The organism is Halomonas sp. YLB-10, assembly GCF_003856855.1.
GTDB lineage: Bacteria > Pseudomonadota > Gammaproteobacteria > Pseudomonadales > Halomonadaceae > Halomonas > Halomonas litopenaei.
Map to the genome: position 1 here is coordinate 287,949 of NZ_RRCU01000003.1, position 16,272 is coordinate 304,220.

Below are 16,272 nucleotides of genomic sequence, written 5' to 3' on the forward strand. Positions count from 1 at the left end.
CTGACCCGAAAAGGCCTACCGGGTATTGCTGTCCGCAACCCAAGCGGTCTTGCCTTTTCCTTTCCCTGTGCCTATTTCCGTCAGGCCCGCACCGAATGGTGGCGGGCCGCTGCCTTCCTGCCCCCAACTCGCCGTGTTCCATCGTTTGACCCGCAGGCTTTTCCTGCGCGGCCAGGCGCTCTCCCTCATTTATGCGCGCAAGATACTAAAGCTCGCGCGATATCGGCCGATACTCGTTCGGCTCCAGTGCCGGCTCCAGGATGGAAAAGGCATTTTAAAAAGAAAAAACAAGAACCTGCTTCGACCTTGCTCCCAGCACCTTCCACTCCCGAGGTAACTTGATGGTATCGGCCAGAAGAATAAGCGCCCTGTATCGCGCACTGAATAGCCACACCGCCTGTATTGTCTTTCGTCCCGACGGCACCATCCGCGAAGCCAGTGATGCCTTTCTTGCCACCGTCGGCTATCGGCTCGATCAGATACGCGGCCAGCACCACCGCATGTTCTGCCCGCCAGAGGTGCATCAGGACCCCGCCTACGAGGCATTCTGGCGGGGGCTGGCGGACGGCCAGTCGAAAACCGGCACCTTTCGCCGCATCGACGCCAATGGCAATCCGTTATGGCTGGAGGCGACCTACCTTCCTGTGCGCTCCGCTCGAGGCAAGATTCACTACATTCTCAAGATTGCCAATGACGTCACCGACGATCGCCTTGCGGCGTCCGGTCAGGATGCTGTGCTCAGCGCCCTCGACGCGTCCATGGCGGTGATCGAATTCACACCGGAAGGCGAAATACTGCGTGCCAACGGCAACTTCCTGACCACCATGGGCTATCGTCTCGACGACATCCTTGGACGGCATCACAGGATGTTCTGCGACGATACCTTCTATCGAGATCACCCCGACTTCTGGCAGGAACTGGCCGCCAACACCTTCAAGCAGGGACGCTTCAGACGCATAACCGCCAGTGGGCGCACCGTCTGGCTCGAGGCCACCTACAACCCGGTGATCGACGAAACCGGCCGGGTGACACGCGTCGTCAAGTTCGCCACCGACATCACCCGCTCTGTCGAGGCCGACGATGCCGCTCGCAGTGCCGTGGAGTCCGCCCGAGTCACCGCGGAGCAGACCGAGACCATCGCCGACAATGGTCTGGTCCAGCTCGAAGAGGCTGTCGAGTCGTCGCGCCAGGCCGCCGACGAGATCAAGGCGACCCAAGCCATCGTGGCCGCCCTGGAGGAGCAGACGCGAGCGATCAACAACATAACCGACTCCATCTCGCGGATCGCCCAGCAGACCAACCTGCTGGCGCTGAATGCGGCGGTCGAAGCGGCGCGCGCTGGCGAGCATGGCCGCGGATTTGCGGTGGTGGCCCAGGAGGTTCGCGAACTGTCCCAGGGCTCCACCCGCGCCGCCGAGCAGATCACCCAGGTGCTCAACGACAACAACCAACGCATTCGACTGGCCAACCAGAAGATCACCGAGGTGGCCACCCGCAGTGACCTCAGCCAGCAACGGGTCGGCGAGGCGCAACTGGTGATACGCGAGATCCTGGACGGCGCCCACAACGTCTCGGCGGCGATTCGCAAGCTCTGATCGTGGCGTGTGATAGGCACCAATACCGCACCGCAGTCATTGTCGCCACTACAAGCCACATGACTGCGGCGTGGCTCCGGGCTCGTCCGGTTGACGAAAATCACGCCGCGCGAGCCTTTTGCTTGCAAGGCGTAACCAACGGAGATTACTATCAAAAACGCCTTGCGGGTGTAGCTCAATGGTAGAGCAGAAGCTTCCCAAGCTTAAGACGAGGGTTCGATTCCCTTCACCCGCTCCAGGGCCTCCCCTTTCTCGGTCACAGTGCTCTTGCATCCTTGCTTAGCAAGCTGACCCGCTACGCCCCTTATTTCGCTGCGCCCTTTAGTTCGCTTCGCTCTGCCTTTCACAGCGCTCCCTTCCCGCTGCGCGCTCCCCTGACCTATCCCTCATCCTGCGATCAAGCGTCGTTTTCGAGCACTGTCTCGTGCTTTGGCCTTGCCTGTTCAGCGCCCCGGGTACTGCGAGCCCCGGCATGTCGCCATTCATGCCGCTACCGCTGAATCGGCCTCATACTTAAAGACTACGCCCCCCTTCGATGGGCCCCTGTTCAAGCTCGGTTTTCGCACGCTAGGCTGGCGCCACAATCATAAAGTCGTGGGGACGCCGTATGCCTTTTTATCGCCACACCCTGCTGCTGACGCCTGTCTGGCTGCTGCTGAGCACACTTGCCATGGCCGATGGCGCGAGGGATAGCTGCGATCAGCGCGCGCAGGCACTCGAGCATGACCTCGCCTTCGCTCGTCATGCCGAGGACACCGCACGGGTGAATGAACTGGAACTCGCCCTGGATGGTGTCCGAAGCGGCTGCACCGGCGAAGACGTGCTCAGCCAGGCCGAGTCACGCGTACGTGAGGGTCAGCAGATGGTGGAACAGCGCCAGCAGGAGTTGAACGAGGCCTTCGACGAAGGTGATATCGGCCAGATAACGCGTAAACGCGAGGCTCTCGAGGTCGCCATCGAGGTGCTCAACGCTCGCATCGCCGCGCTCAAGGTGCTGCTGCCGTCGGCCAGCTGAACCTTGTACGGCTGACATTCGAGGGACAGTGCCAGCCGCAGAGCGTCAAGCGCTGGTAGCACCGCCAGTCTGACAATCGGCTGTCGGGATGCTTGCCGACCGCCATTGGCCGCGCCTAGTCCCGGTCCTGGCGTCGCTCCCAGCGCTCCTCGACGGCGAGCCCTATCCAGATGCCGGCGATCATGCAGGCCAGGGCGACGACCGCTCCCGGCGAGCCGGCCGGCAGCGCGATCAATAACTGCAGATCGTTGCCACCCAGCGCAAGCGAGGCGCCGATGCCCATCACGATTCCGGCCAGCAGATGCTTCACCCAGCGCCCCAGGGACCCCTGATACTCGCCCGGTCGGAAGTGGGCTCGCGCCGCTACCAGCATTCCCGCCAGGATCGCGACGCTGATCAGGACGCGTCCGAGGCTAGGCCAGGCGACGGCCATGTCCATCGCCAGCGGCCGCTCGGTGACGTCTCGAATCAACTGGCTCGGTGACCACAGTGGTTCCAGCACGCCCAACAGACCGCCTACCGCGCCGAACACCATGACACCCGCGTAGATACGGCGGTGAGCCGGCGACAGCCGCCAGATCGCCAGCAGCGAGACTGCGACGATACTCAGTACCAGCCACCAAGCCGGCGTGAAGGTCGTCGTCAGACGGGTGTAGGAGATATCAGGGGCGCCCAGGTACAGCATCCACCACCCCAGAACCCAGCCCAGAATGGTGGCGAGCATGTGCCACTGCCCCCGCGCCAGGGCGGAAAGGGTCGAGATCGAACAGCCATGATTGACCGCCGCGGCCAGGCCAAACAGCAGCCCACCGACGGCGAAGGGCCACCCGATCGCGTGACGTCTGAGCACCTCGCCAAGAGGGAAATGGATGAACAGGGGGCTGGCAAGCCAGAACCAGACGCCGCAGCCGACGATGGTCAGCAACAGACCCGGCCGCCACATGCGTATCCCCTGAACCGCACGCACCATGCAAAGACCGGTACGCTGGGCGAGCCACCCCAGCGCGACAGCCAGCAGCAGGGAGACCAACAGAGCCATCACATCTCCTCGTTTACACGGTTCCGGAAATACAAGGGCGGAACACTATCTGACGATCATGGCCGGCGATGGTGCGATACTGGCCGGCACGCCATGCTATTGCCCGGTGTCCCTCTACTTTCGGCATTCCTCTCTGCATTCCTGTCTGTTCAGAACGGGGGTCAGAGCTGGTGTCGCGGCGGATGGCCGGACAGGCCGTCACCCCGACGACGATCTCGAGGTCGTGCGGCCTCACATCCATCCATAATGTAACAATATGCAATGAACGCCCCTGCCACCACACCAGCGTCAACGCAGATCGGGACCCGCGACATGTGCGGCTGGATGTGAGAGCCTTGCGATCAGCCGTCCTTTCCCGTTTCAAGCGATCTACCGTGCCATGACCTTGTCCTTGTTTCTGCTCGTGTTCGTCGTCTGTCTGGTCGTCTTCGTCGCGGTGCTCGCGGTGTTGATGCTGTCCGGCACGCCACGATACCGCACCGAGCCACAGCACCTGCTTGACCTATTCGACCGTGCTCTCGACAGCACAGTTGGCGAAGATGAATGGAATGCCGTCATCCTTTATCCGATTCGCCACGACGAGTACCTGGACGGCGTCCGACGCCGCGCTCGCAGCCTGGTCGATGAACACGGGCGCTTTGGCCGGGTGACCCGAGGCAAGGCCCTGCTGGACAGCGCCGGACAGGAGGACCTGCGTGCACTGCGCGACCACCTGGCCGCTCGTATCCGCCTCAGGGAGCAGCCCAGGGGGGACTGACAGTCAGTGAGAATCCTGTACCCATCGGGTATGATGACGTCCTCGTTACCGCCTGCGGGAGCCCCCCGATGAGCAGCGCCATCAGGCAGATCCCCCTGGACACCGCGACCCGGCATCACTCCCACGACTACCATCAGATCGTGATCGCCCTGGCCGGGCGCGCCGACTTCGACATCGAAGGCCTTGGCGGCACCATCGAGGCATTCTGCGGCTGCATCGTGCCCGCCAACCACCTCCACTACTACGCCGGCACCGGCAACAACCGCCAACTGATCCTCGACCTTCCCGATGACGCCCTGGCGCTCACCGGCCATCATCATGAACTGGCCAGGCTGTTCGACGCGCCACGTTTCTTCACCCTGGACGCACCTCTGAAACAGTTCCTGGGTTTCGTGGTGGCCGAAATGAATCAGTTGGCGCTAGAGGGCCCCGTCCCTGCCCTGCATCAGGAGCGCCTGGCGACCACTCTGCTGGGCTCGTTGCATGCGCGTCTGGCCGGCGATGAAACCGGCGCGATGCACCACCGGCGCATCGACCTGCGCGCGCTCGACCGCTACATCGACGATCACCTGGCGCGTCGCTTCAAGGTCGCCGATCTGGCGGCCTTCGCCTGCCTCAGCGAAACCCACTTTACCGAACGCTTCCGCGCCCAGACGGGCCTGTCACCCTGGCAGTACGTGATGCGTCGACGCCTGGAGGCGTCACGTCAGCTGCTGATGCGCAGTCGCCTGCCGTTGTCGGAAATCGCCGCCCTCACCGGCTTCGCCCACCAGAGCGCCCTGTCCCGCGCCTACCGCAAGCATTACGGCCATCCTCCCAGCCAGACGCGACGTCATGTCAGCGAGATTTCGTCACCGAATCTCCACCATCTGACTGCCAAATCGGCACATTAAAGCTAGGGTTAGTCGATAACGCCCGTGGATTTGCCAAATCCTTCGGTGCATTTGGCAAGCATGGAAGAGGCATGCAACCTAGTCTTGCCAACATGCCCGGATTGCGCGACTGCACGTCCGCGATCGACTTTGCGGCAAGCCCTTTCTCCGCCCGCGGCGGTTCACCATTTGGGGACTGACATGCTCAACGCCAACAATATGCTCGACAACTCCACCTGGCAGCAGGATCTGGATACACTCTTTGCGCGCATCAGCGATCACTACGTGGTCGAAGAAAACGCCTTCGTAAGTGAATTGATCAAGCTGATCGATGGCAAGGACGAGCACATCGAGCGCGTCGCCGACAAGACGGCTTCTCTCGTGCGCGAAGTGCGCGAGATGGACACCGCCGTCGATACCATCGACGAGCTGCTGCAGCAGTACAGCCTGGATACCCACGAAGGCTTGATGCTGATGTGTCTGGCCGAGGCGATGCTGCGCATCCCCGACAAGGCCACCGCCGATGCGCTGATCGAAGATCGACTGGGCCCGGCCGACTGGAAGGCCCACCTCGGCAAGAGCGAGTCCTGGATGGTCAACGCCTCCACCTGGGGCCTTTTGATGACCGGCCGGGTGGTGAGCCTGGACAAGCCCAAGGATGGCAAGCCCAGCGGTTTCATCAACAAGATGGTCAACCGCATGGGCGAGCCGGTCATTCGCCGGGCCATGGTCGAAGCCATGAAGGTGATGGGCAAGCAGTTCGTGCTGGGGCGTGATATCGACGAAGCGCTCAAGCGCTCCAAGCCGCTGTTCGACAAGGGCTACACCTACTCCTACGACATGCTGGGCGAGGCCGCCCGTACCCGGCGCGATGCCGGCCGCTACTTCGACGACTACGCCACCGCCATCCGCCAGGTCGGCAAGACCAGCCGCAACCTGGGCGACAGGACGCCGGCACCGTCGATCTCGATCAAGCTGTCCGCGCTGCACCCGCGCTACGAGTTTGGCCGCCGCGAACAGGTCCTCGAGGAGCTGGTGGGCAGCGTCAAGGAGCTGGCCAAGCTGGCCCGTGACAATGACGTGGCGGTGACCATCGACGCCGAGGAGGTCGACCGCCTGGAGTTGTCGCTGGAGGTCTTCCGCGCCGTCTACGAGAGCGACATCTGCCGCGGCTGGGGCCACTTCGGTCTGGTGGTGCAGGCCTACTCCAAGCGCGCCCTGCCGGTGCTGCACTACCTCAACCGTCTGGCCGACTTCCAGGGTGACGAGATCCCGTTGCGTCTGGTCAAGGGTGCCTACTGGGACACCGAGATCAAGGAGTCCCAGCAGCTCGGCGTCGACGGCTATCCGGTGTTCACCCGCAAGGCATCCACCGATGTGGCCTACCTGGCCTGCGCGCGCTTCCTGCTGTCCGATGCCACCAAGGGTCGCATCTTCCCGCAGTTCGCCACCCATAACGCCCATACCATCACCACCATCCTCGAGCAGGCCAACCACACCAGCCGAGCCTTCGAGTTCCAGCGCCTGCACGGCATGGGCGAGGCACTCTACGATGCCGCGCTAAAGCGTGCACCTGAAGGCACCTACTGCCGTATCTACGCCCCAGTGGGCGCCCACAAGGACCTGCTGCCCTACCTGGTTCGCCGACTGCTCGAGAACGGTGCCAACTCCTCCTTCGTGCATCAGCTGGTGGACCCCAAGGTGCCGGTGGAGTCGCTGTGCGTCCATCCCATCGAGACACTGCGACAGTTCGACAGCCTGTCCAATCCCCAGATTCCGCTGCCTCGCGACATCTATGGCGAGCACCGCCCCAACTCCCGCGGCGTCAACCTGACCATCAACAGCCAGTACCAGCCGCTGATGGAGGCCATGGGCAAGCACATGGATACCCGCTACCAGGCGCGTCCGCTGCTGGCCTTCGAGGTCGCCGAGGACCCCGCCCAGACCCACGAAGTCACCAGTCCTTACGACCGTCGCCAGGTGGTCGGTAGCGTGCAGTGGACCACCCGCGAACAGACCGAGCGGGCGGTGGACGCGGCCTGGGCTGCCTTCCCGGCATGGGAGGTCACCCCGGTCAAGGAGCGCGCCGACATCCTGAGGCGCTTCGCCGACCTGATGGAAGAGCACCTGGCGGAGCTGATGGCGCTGTGCTCGCGTGAAGGTGGCAAGCTGTTGACCGACGGCGTCGACGAGATCCGCGAAGCGGTGGACTTCTGTCGCTACTATGCGGTGCGCGCCGAGGAGATCTTCGGTGAGCCCACCGAGCTGCCCGGCCCCACCGGCGAGTCCAATCGTCTGCACATGGGCGGCAAGGGGGTGTTCGCCGCGATCAGCCCGTGGAACTTCCCGGTGGCAATCTTCTGCGGCCAGATGGTCGCCACCGCGGTGGCCGGCAATACCGTGCTGGCCAAGCCCGCCGAGCAGACGTCGATCGTTGCCCACCGGGTGGTCGAGCTGCTGTACCAGGCCGGCATGCCGCGTGAAGTGGTGCAGTTGCTGCCCGGCGACGGCCCCACCGTGGGCAGCGTGCTGACCGGCGATTCGCGGATCACCGGGGTGGTCTTCACCGGCGGTACCGATACCGCCCAGATCATCAACCGCGCCCTGGCCGAGCGTGAGAATGCGCCGCTGCCGACACTGGTGGCCGAGACCGGCGGCATGAACGCGATGATCGTCGACTCCACCGCCCTGCCCGAGCAGGTCGTCGCCGACGTCATCCACTCGGCCTTCCAGAGCGCCGGACAGCGCTGCTCGGCCTTGCGGGTGCTCTACCTGCAGGACGACGTCGCCGACCGTGTGCTACAGATCCTCGACGGCGCCATGGCCGAACTCCACGTGGGTGACCCACGCGACCTCGGCACCGACGTAGGCCCGGTGATCGACGAGGACGCGCGCAAGAACCTGCAGGCGCATATCGATCGGCTGAAGGGTGAAGGACGTCTGATCAGCGAAACGCCGCTGAAGCCCGAGCACACCAGTGAAGGCACCTTTGTCGCCCCGGCGGCCTTCACCATCGATGGTATCGATGCGCTCGAGCGTGAACAGTTCGGCCCGGTGCTGCACGTGGTGCGCTGGAAGTCCAACGAGCTCGACAAGGTGATCGCCTCGATCAACGCGCGTGGTTATGGCCTGACCTTCGGCGTGCACAGCCGCAACGAATCCTTTGCCGATGAAATAGCGCGGAAAGTGCGCGTTGGCAACGTCTACATCAACCGCAATATCATTGGTGCTGTCGTAGGCGTTCAACCCTTCGGCGGTCAGGGGCTCTCCGGCACCGGTCCCAAGGCCGGCGGCCCCAACTACCTGTTGCGTTTCGCCACCGAGAAGACGGTGACCAACAACACGGCGGCACTCGGCGGCAACGCCTCGCTGCTGGCGCTAGGGGACGAGTAAGTCAGGCCCTGGCCTGCTGGTCCAACGCACTCACCCGACGGTCGGCGCACCGTCGGCAACCGGCGCTCACCCACTACCCCGAGGGGAGCGCCGGATCGCAGGGACGCGCGTGACGACCGCGCCCACACGGGGAGATCATCGCGCTCGACACAGGGCCGGTGACTTGAGAACGCCAACCACCCACGACAAAAACCACAAGGAACGCTCCCATGGTCGAAAACAACGCCACCATTGGCATCACGTTCGCGCTGTATCTGATATTGATGCTGGTCATCGGTATCATTGCTTACAAGCGCACCACCAATCTGTCCGACTATATCCTTGGTGGCCGCTCGCTTGGCCCCTGGACGTCGGCGATATCTGCCGGCGCCTCGGACATGTCGGGCTGGCTGCTGCTGGGTCTGCCCGGTGCGGCCTACGTCAGCGGTCTGTCGGCCTCCTGGATCGCCGTGGGCCTGTTGATCGGCACCTGGCTCAACTGGCTGATTGTCGCCCGGCGCATGCGCGTCTACACCTTCAAGGCCAATGACGCCCTGACCCTGCCGGACTTCTTCGCCAAGCGCTTTCGCGAGAAGGCACCGCTGTTGCGGGTGATCTCGGCGGTCTTCATCCTCTTGTTCTTCCTGTTCTACACCAGCTCCGGCCTGGTTGCCGGCGGCAAGCTGTTCGAGACGGTATTCGGCTTCGACTACACCATCGCGGTGACCGTCGGTACGCTGGCCATCATCTCCTATACCTTCTTTGGCGGCTTCCTGGCGGTCTCCTGGACTGACCTGATCCAGGGTCTGATGATGGCAGCGGCGCTGCTGGTCGTGCCGGTCATCGCCCTGACCGAACTGGGTGGCTTCAGCGGCAGTGGCCAGCAGATCCTGGCCGAGAACCCCGACATGCTGAGCTGGTTCGTCGATGCGTCCACCGGTGAAACCCTGACCGCCATCGGCATCATCAGTTCGCTGGCCTGGGGCCTTGGCTACTTCGGCCAGCCGCACATCCTGGCGCGTTTCGCGGCCATCCGCTCCGAAGCCGACATCCCCGCCGCCCGTCGCATCGCCGTGACCTGGTCGGGCCTGTGCCTGGTCTGCGCCATGGCGGTCGGTCTGCTGGGCCTGGTCTACATGACCCGCGACCTGGGTGACGGCGAGACCATCTTCATGGTCATGGTCAACGCCATCTTCCATCCGCTGGTCGCCGGTGTGCTGCTCGCCGCCATCCTGGCTGCGGTCATGTCCACCGCCGACTCCCAGCTGCTGGTGTCGTCCTCTGCCCTGACCGATGACTTCTACAAGGCGCTGTTCCGCCCCGACGCCAGCCAGTCCGAGCTGGTCTGGGTCGGCCGCTTTGCGGTCATCGGCATCGCCGTCATTGCCTACCTGCTGGCGATGAACCCGGACTCCACGGTACTGGGACTGGTGTCCTACGCCTGGGCCGGTTTCGGCGCCGCCTTCGGTCCTGCACTGATCATGTCGCTGTACTGGCGTCGCATGAACCAGTGGGGTGCGCTGGCCGGTATCGTGGTCGGTGGCATCACCGTGGTGGCCTGGGCCGAGATGTCCGGCGGCCTGTTCGATCTTTACGAGATCGTGCCCGGCGTGATCTTCGCCTACATCGCCATCGTGGTGGTGAGCTTGATGACCGCCGAGCCGAGCAAGGAGATCACCGAGCAGTTCGACACCCTGGAAGACGCCTGATCGTCAGTGATCGTCTGCCACGCAAGAAGGCCGCCCTCGGGCGGCCTTCTTCGTTACGGGACACATCCAGCACGCACCTGGCGCTCAACGCTCACTGACGGTCGAACCGCCCTGCCCACCTTAGCCGTGCACATCAGCCCCGTTCAAAACAGGCCGGCGTAGCGACACAGCAGCAGCACGATAAAGCTGACCAGTGCCAGCGGATACCAAGGCATGGCCCCCGCCAGACGCCACCAGCCGGGTACCGCTGAGAAGTGCAGCGGCATGGACAACCCCCCGCCCAGCGCCCACACGCCCAGAACTACCATGGCCAGCCTCGCCGGCGTCGGGAGATCACGAATCAGCCAGGGTTCCAGCAGCAGCCACACCGCCAACAGAGCGGTCAGTGCGAGCACCAGTGCCGCCCCGCCCCAGGGCAGCGTCGACATGCCGAGCAACCTCTCACGCCTTCGTCTGGCCACCATCCCGCACTCTCCTCCGGAGTCTTCTCCCACAGTGAAGACGATTTATCGCCGGACGGCGAGCGTTTATGCAGTGCACAAGCGCGCATCGACGTCTACGCCACAATGTGCAAAAAAATTGTACAGCATTTACATTACCTACCCGCCCAAGTCGATTTAGTTCCATAAATTCTGGCTAGTTACTGCTATCTGGCCAATTAACTATTTCTACAAGACATTTAGAAACACTGTTCGTAAACTGCGAAGCGTACAAGGTTACTTCCCTCGGGAAGGATGCCATCGGATCATCAAGGAGGTCCCGCATGAACATGACTCGACTGATGGGCACCGCAGCCCTGCTCGCTACCACCACCTTCGCCGCCCAGTCTGCCCTGGCCTATCAGGCAGGTGACATCTACGTGCGCGGTGGCTTCGAGAAGGCCGATCCCACCTCGGACAACGGCGATATCGCCAACCAGGATCTCGATGTCTCCGAGGAGAACGGCTTCGCCTACGGCGCCGGCTACCTGTTCCACGACAAGTTCGGTGTCGAGCTCAACGGCTCCGAGGCCATGGAGCACGATATCGCGGTCAACGGCGGTAATGTGGGCAGCGTCGACCGTACCCCGGTCAACCTGATGCTCAACTACTACCCGCTGGGCGGCGTGGAAAACGCTCGCGTCCACCCCTACGTTGGCGTGGGCATGAACTACACCCACTTCTCCGACGAGAGCTTCAACGCCGACCTCGATAGCTCCTACGGCGCCGCAGCCCAGGTGGGTCTCGACCTCAGCGTCACCGACAACCTGCTGGTCGGCACCTACGCCCGCTACGCCGAGGTCGATTCCGATATCGAGGTCGACGGCCACGATGTTGGCGAGGCCGAGATCGATCCGATGACCATCGGTGCCGGCGTCACCTATCGTTTCTAAGCGCCTGCGCGGTCTTGAAATAAGCGGTTAAGCGGTCAGCTCGATCACGCCGCATTCCAACCGCAGCATCGAAGGCGTCTGGCTTTGCCAGGCGCCTTTTTTGGTGCGTTGCCGGTTCATTTATGTCGACCAAAGGAGGTATTGAGGTAGATCAATAACCACGTTCTCGATGCGGCATACACTGCTTGGCAATCGGGCTCGCCGAATGGCTCGCCAAATGGCTCGCCGACCGGCTCGCCCACTTTTGCCAGTACGCAAGGAGAACACCATGCGCCACCCCCTGATCACCACCGCCCTGGTCGCCGCCATCGCCGGCAGCGCCCTCGTCAGCAGCCAGGCCTTTGCCGCCTACGGCAAGGGTGACATCTATACCCGCATCGGTGTGGCCAAGGTCAAGCCCGACTCCGACAACGGCTCGCTGATGGGTGGCACCATGGACACCGACGTCCATGACGACAACGGCTTCGCCTTTACCCTGGGCTACCGCTTCCACGACAAGTTCGGCGTCGAACTGCTGGCCGCCGAGCCCTTCGAGCACGACGTCGACCTGAACGTAGGTGGCACCGATATCGGCGCCAGCGTCGAGCACCTGCCGCCGACCCTGACCGTGCAGTACTACCCCTTCGGTGGCACCGAGGCGCGGGTGCAGCCCTACGTCGGCCTGGGGGTCAACTACACCCACTTCTCCGACGAGGATATCGCGCTGGAGGGTGCCGATCTCGATCTGGAAGAGTCCTGGGGCTGGGCCGGCCAGGCGGGCCTCGACCTGGTCATCGACGACCACTGGGCGGCCAACATGGCGGTGTGGTATCTGGATATCGACAGCGACGTCGACCTCAACGGCGAGGACATCGGCGAGATCGAGGTGGACCCCTACGTGATCATGGCCGGTATCAGCTACCGCTTCTGATCCAGGGCTCGACCGCTAACACGCAGCGCCCGCTCCTGCCTGGCAGGAGCGGGCGCTGTGCTGTCACCGTCACAAGATGGCTTCTGTGGTCGCTCGCGTGGCAGTTGCCACTGCAATTCTCGAGGGAGGGGCTGCGGTAACAGGGCAAGCAGAGGCCTAGGCTTAGTACGAAAAGCCGGCGAGCGATGGTTTGACAAGGCAAAAATCGGTAAGAAAGCGCAGTTTACGAGGTGTAAATGAGCATTTTGACGCGATTTTTAACGCCGCATTACCGAGCGCAGGCACTTTTCGTACAAGCCTTAGCGGGGATGATAACGTGACAGCCCCAGTCGCCCCAGAGTGGCATCATCGAGGTGCTCGACGGCCTCTACCGCCGCCAGCGCCTGATGATAGCCCTCGCTGAGGAAGTCCCGACCGGCCAGCAGGTGCTCAAGGTACTCGCGGGCGGGCCGCAGGTCATCCCCCTGGCGTTCGGCGCCGGCGATATAGACCCAGGCCTCGATCGGCCCTTGTTCGGTGATCACCGGCAGACGATGACGGTCGTACTCGTGTGGGTAACCTTCGAAGGGATCCATCTGCCGGATCTGCTCGGGTTCGAGGAGTTCGAACAGCGCACCCTCGACCCGATCGCCTGGCGCCGGCACCACATTGGCGTGGGCGATGCCCGGCACCCGGGAGGCCTTGTTGAAGCGCAGCGCGTAGCCTTCCAGGCTGCCGGCCAGCACACGCCGGGTCTCGCCGATGCGGGCGGCGACACGCTCAATGTTCATGTTGCTGCCATAGGCAAAGTACCAGGGCATCGCCTTCTCCTCGCTGGGGACTTCTTCCGTTACCGGCGATTCAGTTCTCGGTGATCAGCCGGTCGATATCCTCGACAACCTTCTGCAACAGCATCCGGTCCTGGGCGCGCGCGCCTTCCTGGATCAGGTAGGCGTCCACCGCCGGGGCCACATCGCAACTGGCGGGCAGGGGTGCACGCTGTTCGACCAGGGTATCGAGCCTGGCGATAAACACGAAGCGCAGCCACTGGGGCAGCGACATGGTATCGATGCAGAACGGCTGCCGACTGTTGAAGGCGGCGGCCTCCGGCTTGTCCATACGCCACATGTTGGCGGCCTTCATGGTCGCCTCGAGCTCGCGCAGGGCCGCGCCCAGGGCGTCGTGGACGGAAGGTTCGGTGGGCATGATGCCTCCGCTTTGAAAATGGGCTTGGTGCACGTCATTGTCGCGTGCCGGACCAGCGAGGGCCAGCCCGGCAGCAACACGCGCCCCCCAAGAAACCGCTGCAAATGCGGCACCTCGAAGGGCACGCCTCGACGTGCAGACTTTCTCGAACGAGGATCTCGCCGGATGGATGAGCGATTCGGCCTACAGGGGCTCGGCGGCGGGCAGTACCTTGCGCAGGAAGTCCCGGGTACGCGGGTCCTGCGGTGCATGGAACAGCTCCGAAGGAGGCCCCTGCTCGACGATGCGCCCGCCCTCCATGAACACCACCCGGTCGGCCACGTCACGGGCAAAGGCCATCTCGTGGGTGACCACCAGCATGGTCTGGCGTTCACGCGCCAACTGCTTCATCAACGCCAGCACCTCGTCGACCCACTCGGGATCCAGCGATGAGGTGGGTTCGTCGAACAGGATCACCTCGGCCTGGGCGGCCATGGCGCGGCCGATCCCCACCCGCTGCTGCTGGCCCCCGGACAGCGACGCCGGATAGGCGTTCGCCTTGTCCGACATGCCGATGCGCTCGAGGATCTCACGCGCTCGCTGGTGGGCCTTGGCCCTGGGCCAGCGGTTGACCACGATCAGGCCCTCGGCGATGTTCTCAAGCGCCGTCTTGTTGGCAAACAGCGCGTAGTTCTGGAACACGAAGGCCGTGTGTCGACGGGCAGCCAGGATCTCGGACTTGCTGGCCTGGGTCAGGTCCAGACTCAGCGGACCCAAGGTCAATCGGCCACCATCGGGCTGCTCGAGAAAGTTGAGACAGCGCAGCAACGTCGACTTGCCGGTCCCGGAGGGGCCGATCACCACGATGATCTCGCCCTGCTGGATCTCCAGATCGATACCGTCGAGCACGGTGGTATCACCGAAGCGCTTGGTCAGTCGCTCTAGCTTGATCATCGACGATAGGCCTCGTTGAGTCGGGATTCCAGGCGCCGCTGCAGCCAGGCCAGCGCCTCGACGATGGCCCAGTAGATCAGCGCCACGGTGATGAAGGCCTCGAAGTACAGGAAGCTGCCGGCGGCCTCTTTCTGGGTCGCCCCCATCAGCTCGGTGACGCCCAGGGTGAACGCCAGCGAGGTGGCCTTGATCATGTCGATGAAGTAGTTCATCAACGTCGGCACCGCGATGCGAGTGGCCTGGGGCAGCACGATTCGGCGCATCAACTGGCCGTTGGTCATGCCAATGGACAGCGCCGCCTCGGTCTGGCTGCGATCCACGCCGACGATGGCGGCGCGGATCGACTCCGCCATATAGGCCGAGAAGTGCAGCGTCAGCCCCATGATGGTGGCGGTGATGCCATCGATGGTGGTCAGAAACGACAGCACCTGGGGCAGCCCGTAGTAGAACAGGAACAGCTGCACCAGCAGCGGTGTGCCGCGAAAGAACGAGATGAACCACAGCGTCAGGCCGTTGAGAACCGGGATCTTGAGTACCCGGATCACCGCCAGGCCACAGGCCAGCACCAGAGCCAGCGCCATCCCGGCCAGCGCCATCCCCAGGGTCAGGGGCAGGTAGCTGAGCAGGATGGGCACCAGCCCGAGCATGTAGTCGAGGTCGAGAATGCTCATGGAGAGTCGATCACCGCTCAGGGCGTGGTGATATCGGCATCGAACCAGCGCTCGGAGATCTCGCTCAAGGTGCCGTCTTCACGCAGGGTGTCAAGCGCCTGGTCGACCTCGTCGCGCAGTTCCTGGTCGTCCTGGCGGAACGGCAGCGCATTGCGAATCTCGGAGAACGGCTTGCCGGCCAGCGCCAGCGGCAGCGGCTTTTCCTTGATCACCTGGGTGGCGCTGACGCGATCCATGACGAAGGCATCGACACGACCCAGCGCGGTGTCCTGCTCGATGTTGCTCTCATAGGTGCGGATATCGATCTCGTCGGCGTAGGGCAGCTCGCGCAGCAACTGCTCGTAGTTGGAGCCCAGGTTGACGGCCACGGTCTTGCCCGCCAGATCCTCGACCCCGGAGACCTCGTCATTGCCTTCCTTGGTCACCACCTGAGCACCGTCATACACGTAGGGCGAGGTGAACAGGTACTTCTGCTCACGTTCCTCGGTGATGGTGATCTGGTTGGCGATGGTGTCGATGCGCCCAGACTCGAGCATGCCGAACAACCCTGAGAAGTTGGCGGTGACGAACTCCACCTCGGTGCCCATCTCTTCGGCCACCGCTTCCATCACGTCGACCTCGAAACCCTTGAGGGTGTCCTGCTCGACGAAGGTAAAGGGAAAGTAACCACCGGACATGCCGACTTTCAGGGTGTCGGCGTGGGCACCGGCAGCGAGACCGATGGCACCTGCGGCGGCAAGAGAAACAGCCAGATGACGAACCATGGACGGCTCCTTGAAAACGATTGGGGCGGCCAGTGCGGCATGGCCCGGGAGGGTGACAGGTGGAGGCATCCATCGCCA

General features: G+C 63.4%; 15 protein-coding genes and 1 tRNA gene. 9 read left to right on the plus strand and 7 right to left on the minus strand.

Annotation, left to right across the window (positions count from 1 at the left end):
- The first annotated feature begins 341 nt into the window (after window positions 1-341).
- From EBB56_RS08695 to EBB56_RS08705, 3 genes are all read left to right on the plus strand, one after another.
- Window positions 342-1,595, plus strand: coding sequence for a methyl-accepting chemotaxis protein (locus tag EBB56_RS08695; RefSeq protein ID WP_045994406.1), 1,254 nt, complete (start codon window positions 342-344; stop codon window positions 1,593-1,595).
- Window positions 1,596-1,759: 164 nt separating this feature from the next.
- Window positions 1,760-1,833 (plus strand) — tRNA-Gly (locus EBB56_RS08700).
- Between the two features lie 369 nt (window positions 1,834-2,202).
- Window positions 2,203-2,610: a DUF1090 domain-containing protein gene (locus EBB56_RS08705; protein ID WP_124803939.1), complete on the plus strand. Its 408-nt coding sequence runs from the start codon at window positions 2,203-2,205 to the stop codon at window positions 2,608-2,610.
- A gap of 115 nt (window positions 2,611-2,725) precedes the next feature.
- Here the strand turns inward: EBB56_RS08705 and EBB56_RS08710 are convergent, their stop codons facing one another.
- Window positions 2,726-3,649: a YeeE/YedE thiosulfate transporter family protein gene (locus EBB56_RS08710; protein WP_108133000.1), complete on the minus strand. Its 924-nt coding sequence runs from the start codon at window positions 3,647-3,649 to the stop codon at window positions 2,726-2,728.
- Window positions 3,650-4,034: 385 nt separating this feature from the next.
- Between EBB56_RS08710 and EBB56_RS08715 the strand changes: the two genes are divergently transcribed.
- From EBB56_RS08715 to putP, 4 genes are all read left to right on the plus strand, one after another.
- Window positions 4,035-4,406, plus strand: a complete 372-nt coding sequence (locus EBB56_RS08715) for a hypothetical protein (protein ID WP_045994420.1) — start codon at window positions 4,035-4,037, stop codon at window positions 4,404-4,406.
- A 68-nt stretch (window positions 4,407-4,474) separates the two neighbouring features.
- Window positions 4,475-5,299 carry an AraC family transcriptional regulator gene (locus EBB56_RS08720; protein WP_124803941.1) on the plus strand — a complete coding sequence of 275 codons (825 nt, stop codon included), beginning with the start codon at window positions 4,475-4,477 and terminating at the stop codon, window positions 5,297-5,299.
- A 180-nt stretch (window positions 5,300-5,479) separates the two neighbouring features.
- Window positions 5,480-8,671: a bifunctional proline dehydrogenase/L-glutamate gamma-semialdehyde dehydrogenase PutA gene (gene putA, locus EBB56_RS08725; RefSeq protein WP_108133002.1), complete on the plus strand. Its 3,192-nt coding sequence runs from the start codon at window positions 5,480-5,482 to the stop codon at window positions 8,669-8,671.
- Window positions 8,672-8,880: 209 nt separating this feature from the next.
- A complete protein-coding gene (gene putP, locus EBB56_RS08730; RefSeq protein WP_045994400.1) occupies window positions 8,881-10,359 on the plus strand; it encodes a sodium/proline symporter PutP in 1,479 nt (492 codons plus the stop codon).
- A 143-nt stretch (window positions 10,360-10,502) separates the two neighbouring features.
- Here putP and EBB56_RS08735 read toward each other — a convergent pair whose 3' ends face one another.
- Window positions 10,503-10,823 carry a hypothetical protein gene (locus tag EBB56_RS08735; protein ID WP_108450176.1) on the minus strand — a complete coding sequence of 107 codons (321 nt, stop codon included), beginning with the start codon at window positions 10,821-10,823 and terminating at the stop codon, window positions 10,503-10,505.
- 299 nt (window positions 10,824-11,122) lie between these two features.
- Here EBB56_RS08735 and EBB56_RS08740 point away from each other — a divergent pair, with 299 nt between their 5' ends.
- Window positions 11,123-11,731 carry an OmpW family protein gene (locus EBB56_RS08740; protein ID WP_124803943.1) on the plus strand — a complete coding sequence of 203 codons (609 nt, stop codon included), beginning with the start codon at window positions 11,123-11,125 and terminating at the stop codon, window positions 11,729-11,731.
- A 268-nt stretch (window positions 11,732-11,999) separates the two neighbouring features.
- A complete protein-coding gene (locus EBB56_RS08745; RefSeq protein WP_124803945.1) occupies window positions 12,000-12,641 on the plus strand; it encodes an OmpW family protein in 642 nt (213 codons plus the stop codon).
- Window positions 12,642-12,940: 299 nt separating this feature from the next.
- Here the strand turns inward: EBB56_RS08745 and EBB56_RS08750 are convergent, their stop codons facing one another.
- From EBB56_RS08750 to EBB56_RS08770, 5 genes are all read right to left on the minus strand, one after another.
- Window positions 12,941-13,441 carry a gamma-glutamylcyclotransferase family protein gene (locus tag EBB56_RS08750; RefSeq protein ID WP_124803947.1) on the minus strand — a complete coding sequence of 167 codons (501 nt, stop codon included), beginning with the start codon at window positions 13,439-13,441 and terminating at the stop codon, window positions 12,941-12,943.
- A gap of 40 nt (window positions 13,442-13,481) precedes the next feature.
- Window positions 13,482-13,826: a YqcC family protein gene (locus EBB56_RS08755; RefSeq protein ID WP_108133007.1), complete on the minus strand. Its 345-nt coding sequence runs from the start codon at window positions 13,824-13,826 to the stop codon at window positions 13,482-13,484.
- A 183-nt stretch (window positions 13,827-14,009) separates the two neighbouring features.
- Window positions 14,010-14,759: an amino acid ABC transporter ATP-binding protein gene (locus EBB56_RS08760; protein ID WP_124803949.1), complete on the minus strand. Its 750-nt coding sequence runs from the start codon at window positions 14,757-14,759 to the stop codon at window positions 14,010-14,012.
- Complete coding sequence (locus EBB56_RS08765) at window positions 14,756-15,430, minus strand: amino acid ABC transporter permease (protein WP_108450181.1); 675 nt, start codon at window positions 15,428-15,430, stop codon at window positions 14,756-14,758. Before EBB56_RS08765 ends, EBB56_RS08760 begins: the two co-directional genes overlap by 4 nt.
- Before the next feature lie 17 nt (window positions 15,431-15,447).
- Entirely contained in the window at window positions 15,448-16,194 is a 747-nt protein-coding gene (locus EBB56_RS08770) for an amino acid ABC transporter substrate-binding protein (RefSeq protein WP_045995126.1), read from the minus strand.
- Window positions 16,195-16,272: the final 78 nt, after the last annotated feature.

Coding starts and splice junctions, on each gene's coding strand:
- EBB56_RS08705 (WP_124803939.1), top strand. CDS start 2,203: ATGCCTTTTTATCGCCACACCCTGCTGCTGACGCCTGTCTGGCTGCTG.
- EBB56_RS08735 (WP_108450176.1), bottom strand. CDS start 10,823: ATGGTGGCCAGACGAAGGCGTGAGAGGTTGCTCGGCATGTCGACGCTG.
- EBB56_RS08710 (WP_108133000.1), bottom strand. CDS start 3,649: ATGGCTCTGTTGGTCTCCCTGCTGCTGGCTGTCGCGCTGGGGTGGCTC.
- EBB56_RS08745 (WP_124803945.1), top strand. CDS start 12,000: ATGCGCCACCCCCTGATCACCACCGCCCTGGTCGCCGCCATCGCCGGC.
- EBB56_RS08760 (WP_124803949.1), bottom strand. CDS start 14,759: ATGATCAAGCTAGAGCGACTGACCAAGCGCTTCGGTGATACCACCGTG.
- EBB56_RS08695 (WP_045994406.1), top strand. CDS start 342: ATGGTATCGGCCAGAAGAATAAGCGCCCTGTATCGCGCACTGAATAGC.
- EBB56_RS08765 (WP_108450181.1), bottom strand. CDS start 15,430: ATGAGCATTCTCGACCTCGACTACATGCTCGGGCTGGTGCCCATCCTG.
- EBB56_RS08770 (WP_045995126.1), bottom strand. CDS start 16,194: ATGGTTCGTCATCTGGCTGTTTCTCTTGCCGCCGCAGGTGCCATCGGT.
- EBB56_RS08750 (WP_124803947.1), bottom strand. CDS start 13,441: ATGCCCTGGTACTTTGCCTATGGCAGCAACATGAACATTGAGCGTGTC.
- EBB56_RS08740 (WP_124803943.1), top strand. CDS start 11,123: ATGAACATGACTCGACTGATGGGCACCGCAGCCCTGCTCGCTACCACC.
- putA (WP_108133002.1), top strand. CDS start 5,480: ATGCTCAACGCCAACAATATGCTCGACAACTCCACCTGGCAGCAGGAT.
- EBB56_RS08720 (WP_124803941.1), top strand. CDS start 4,475: ATGAGCAGCGCCATCAGGCAGATCCCCCTGGACACCGCGACCCGGCAT.
- putP (WP_045994400.1), top strand. CDS start 8,881: ATGGTCGAAAACAACGCCACCATTGGCATCACGTTCGCGCTGTATCTG.
- EBB56_RS08755 (WP_108133007.1), bottom strand. CDS start 13,826: ATGCCCACCGAACCTTCCGTCCACGACGCCCTGGGCGCGGCCCTGCGC.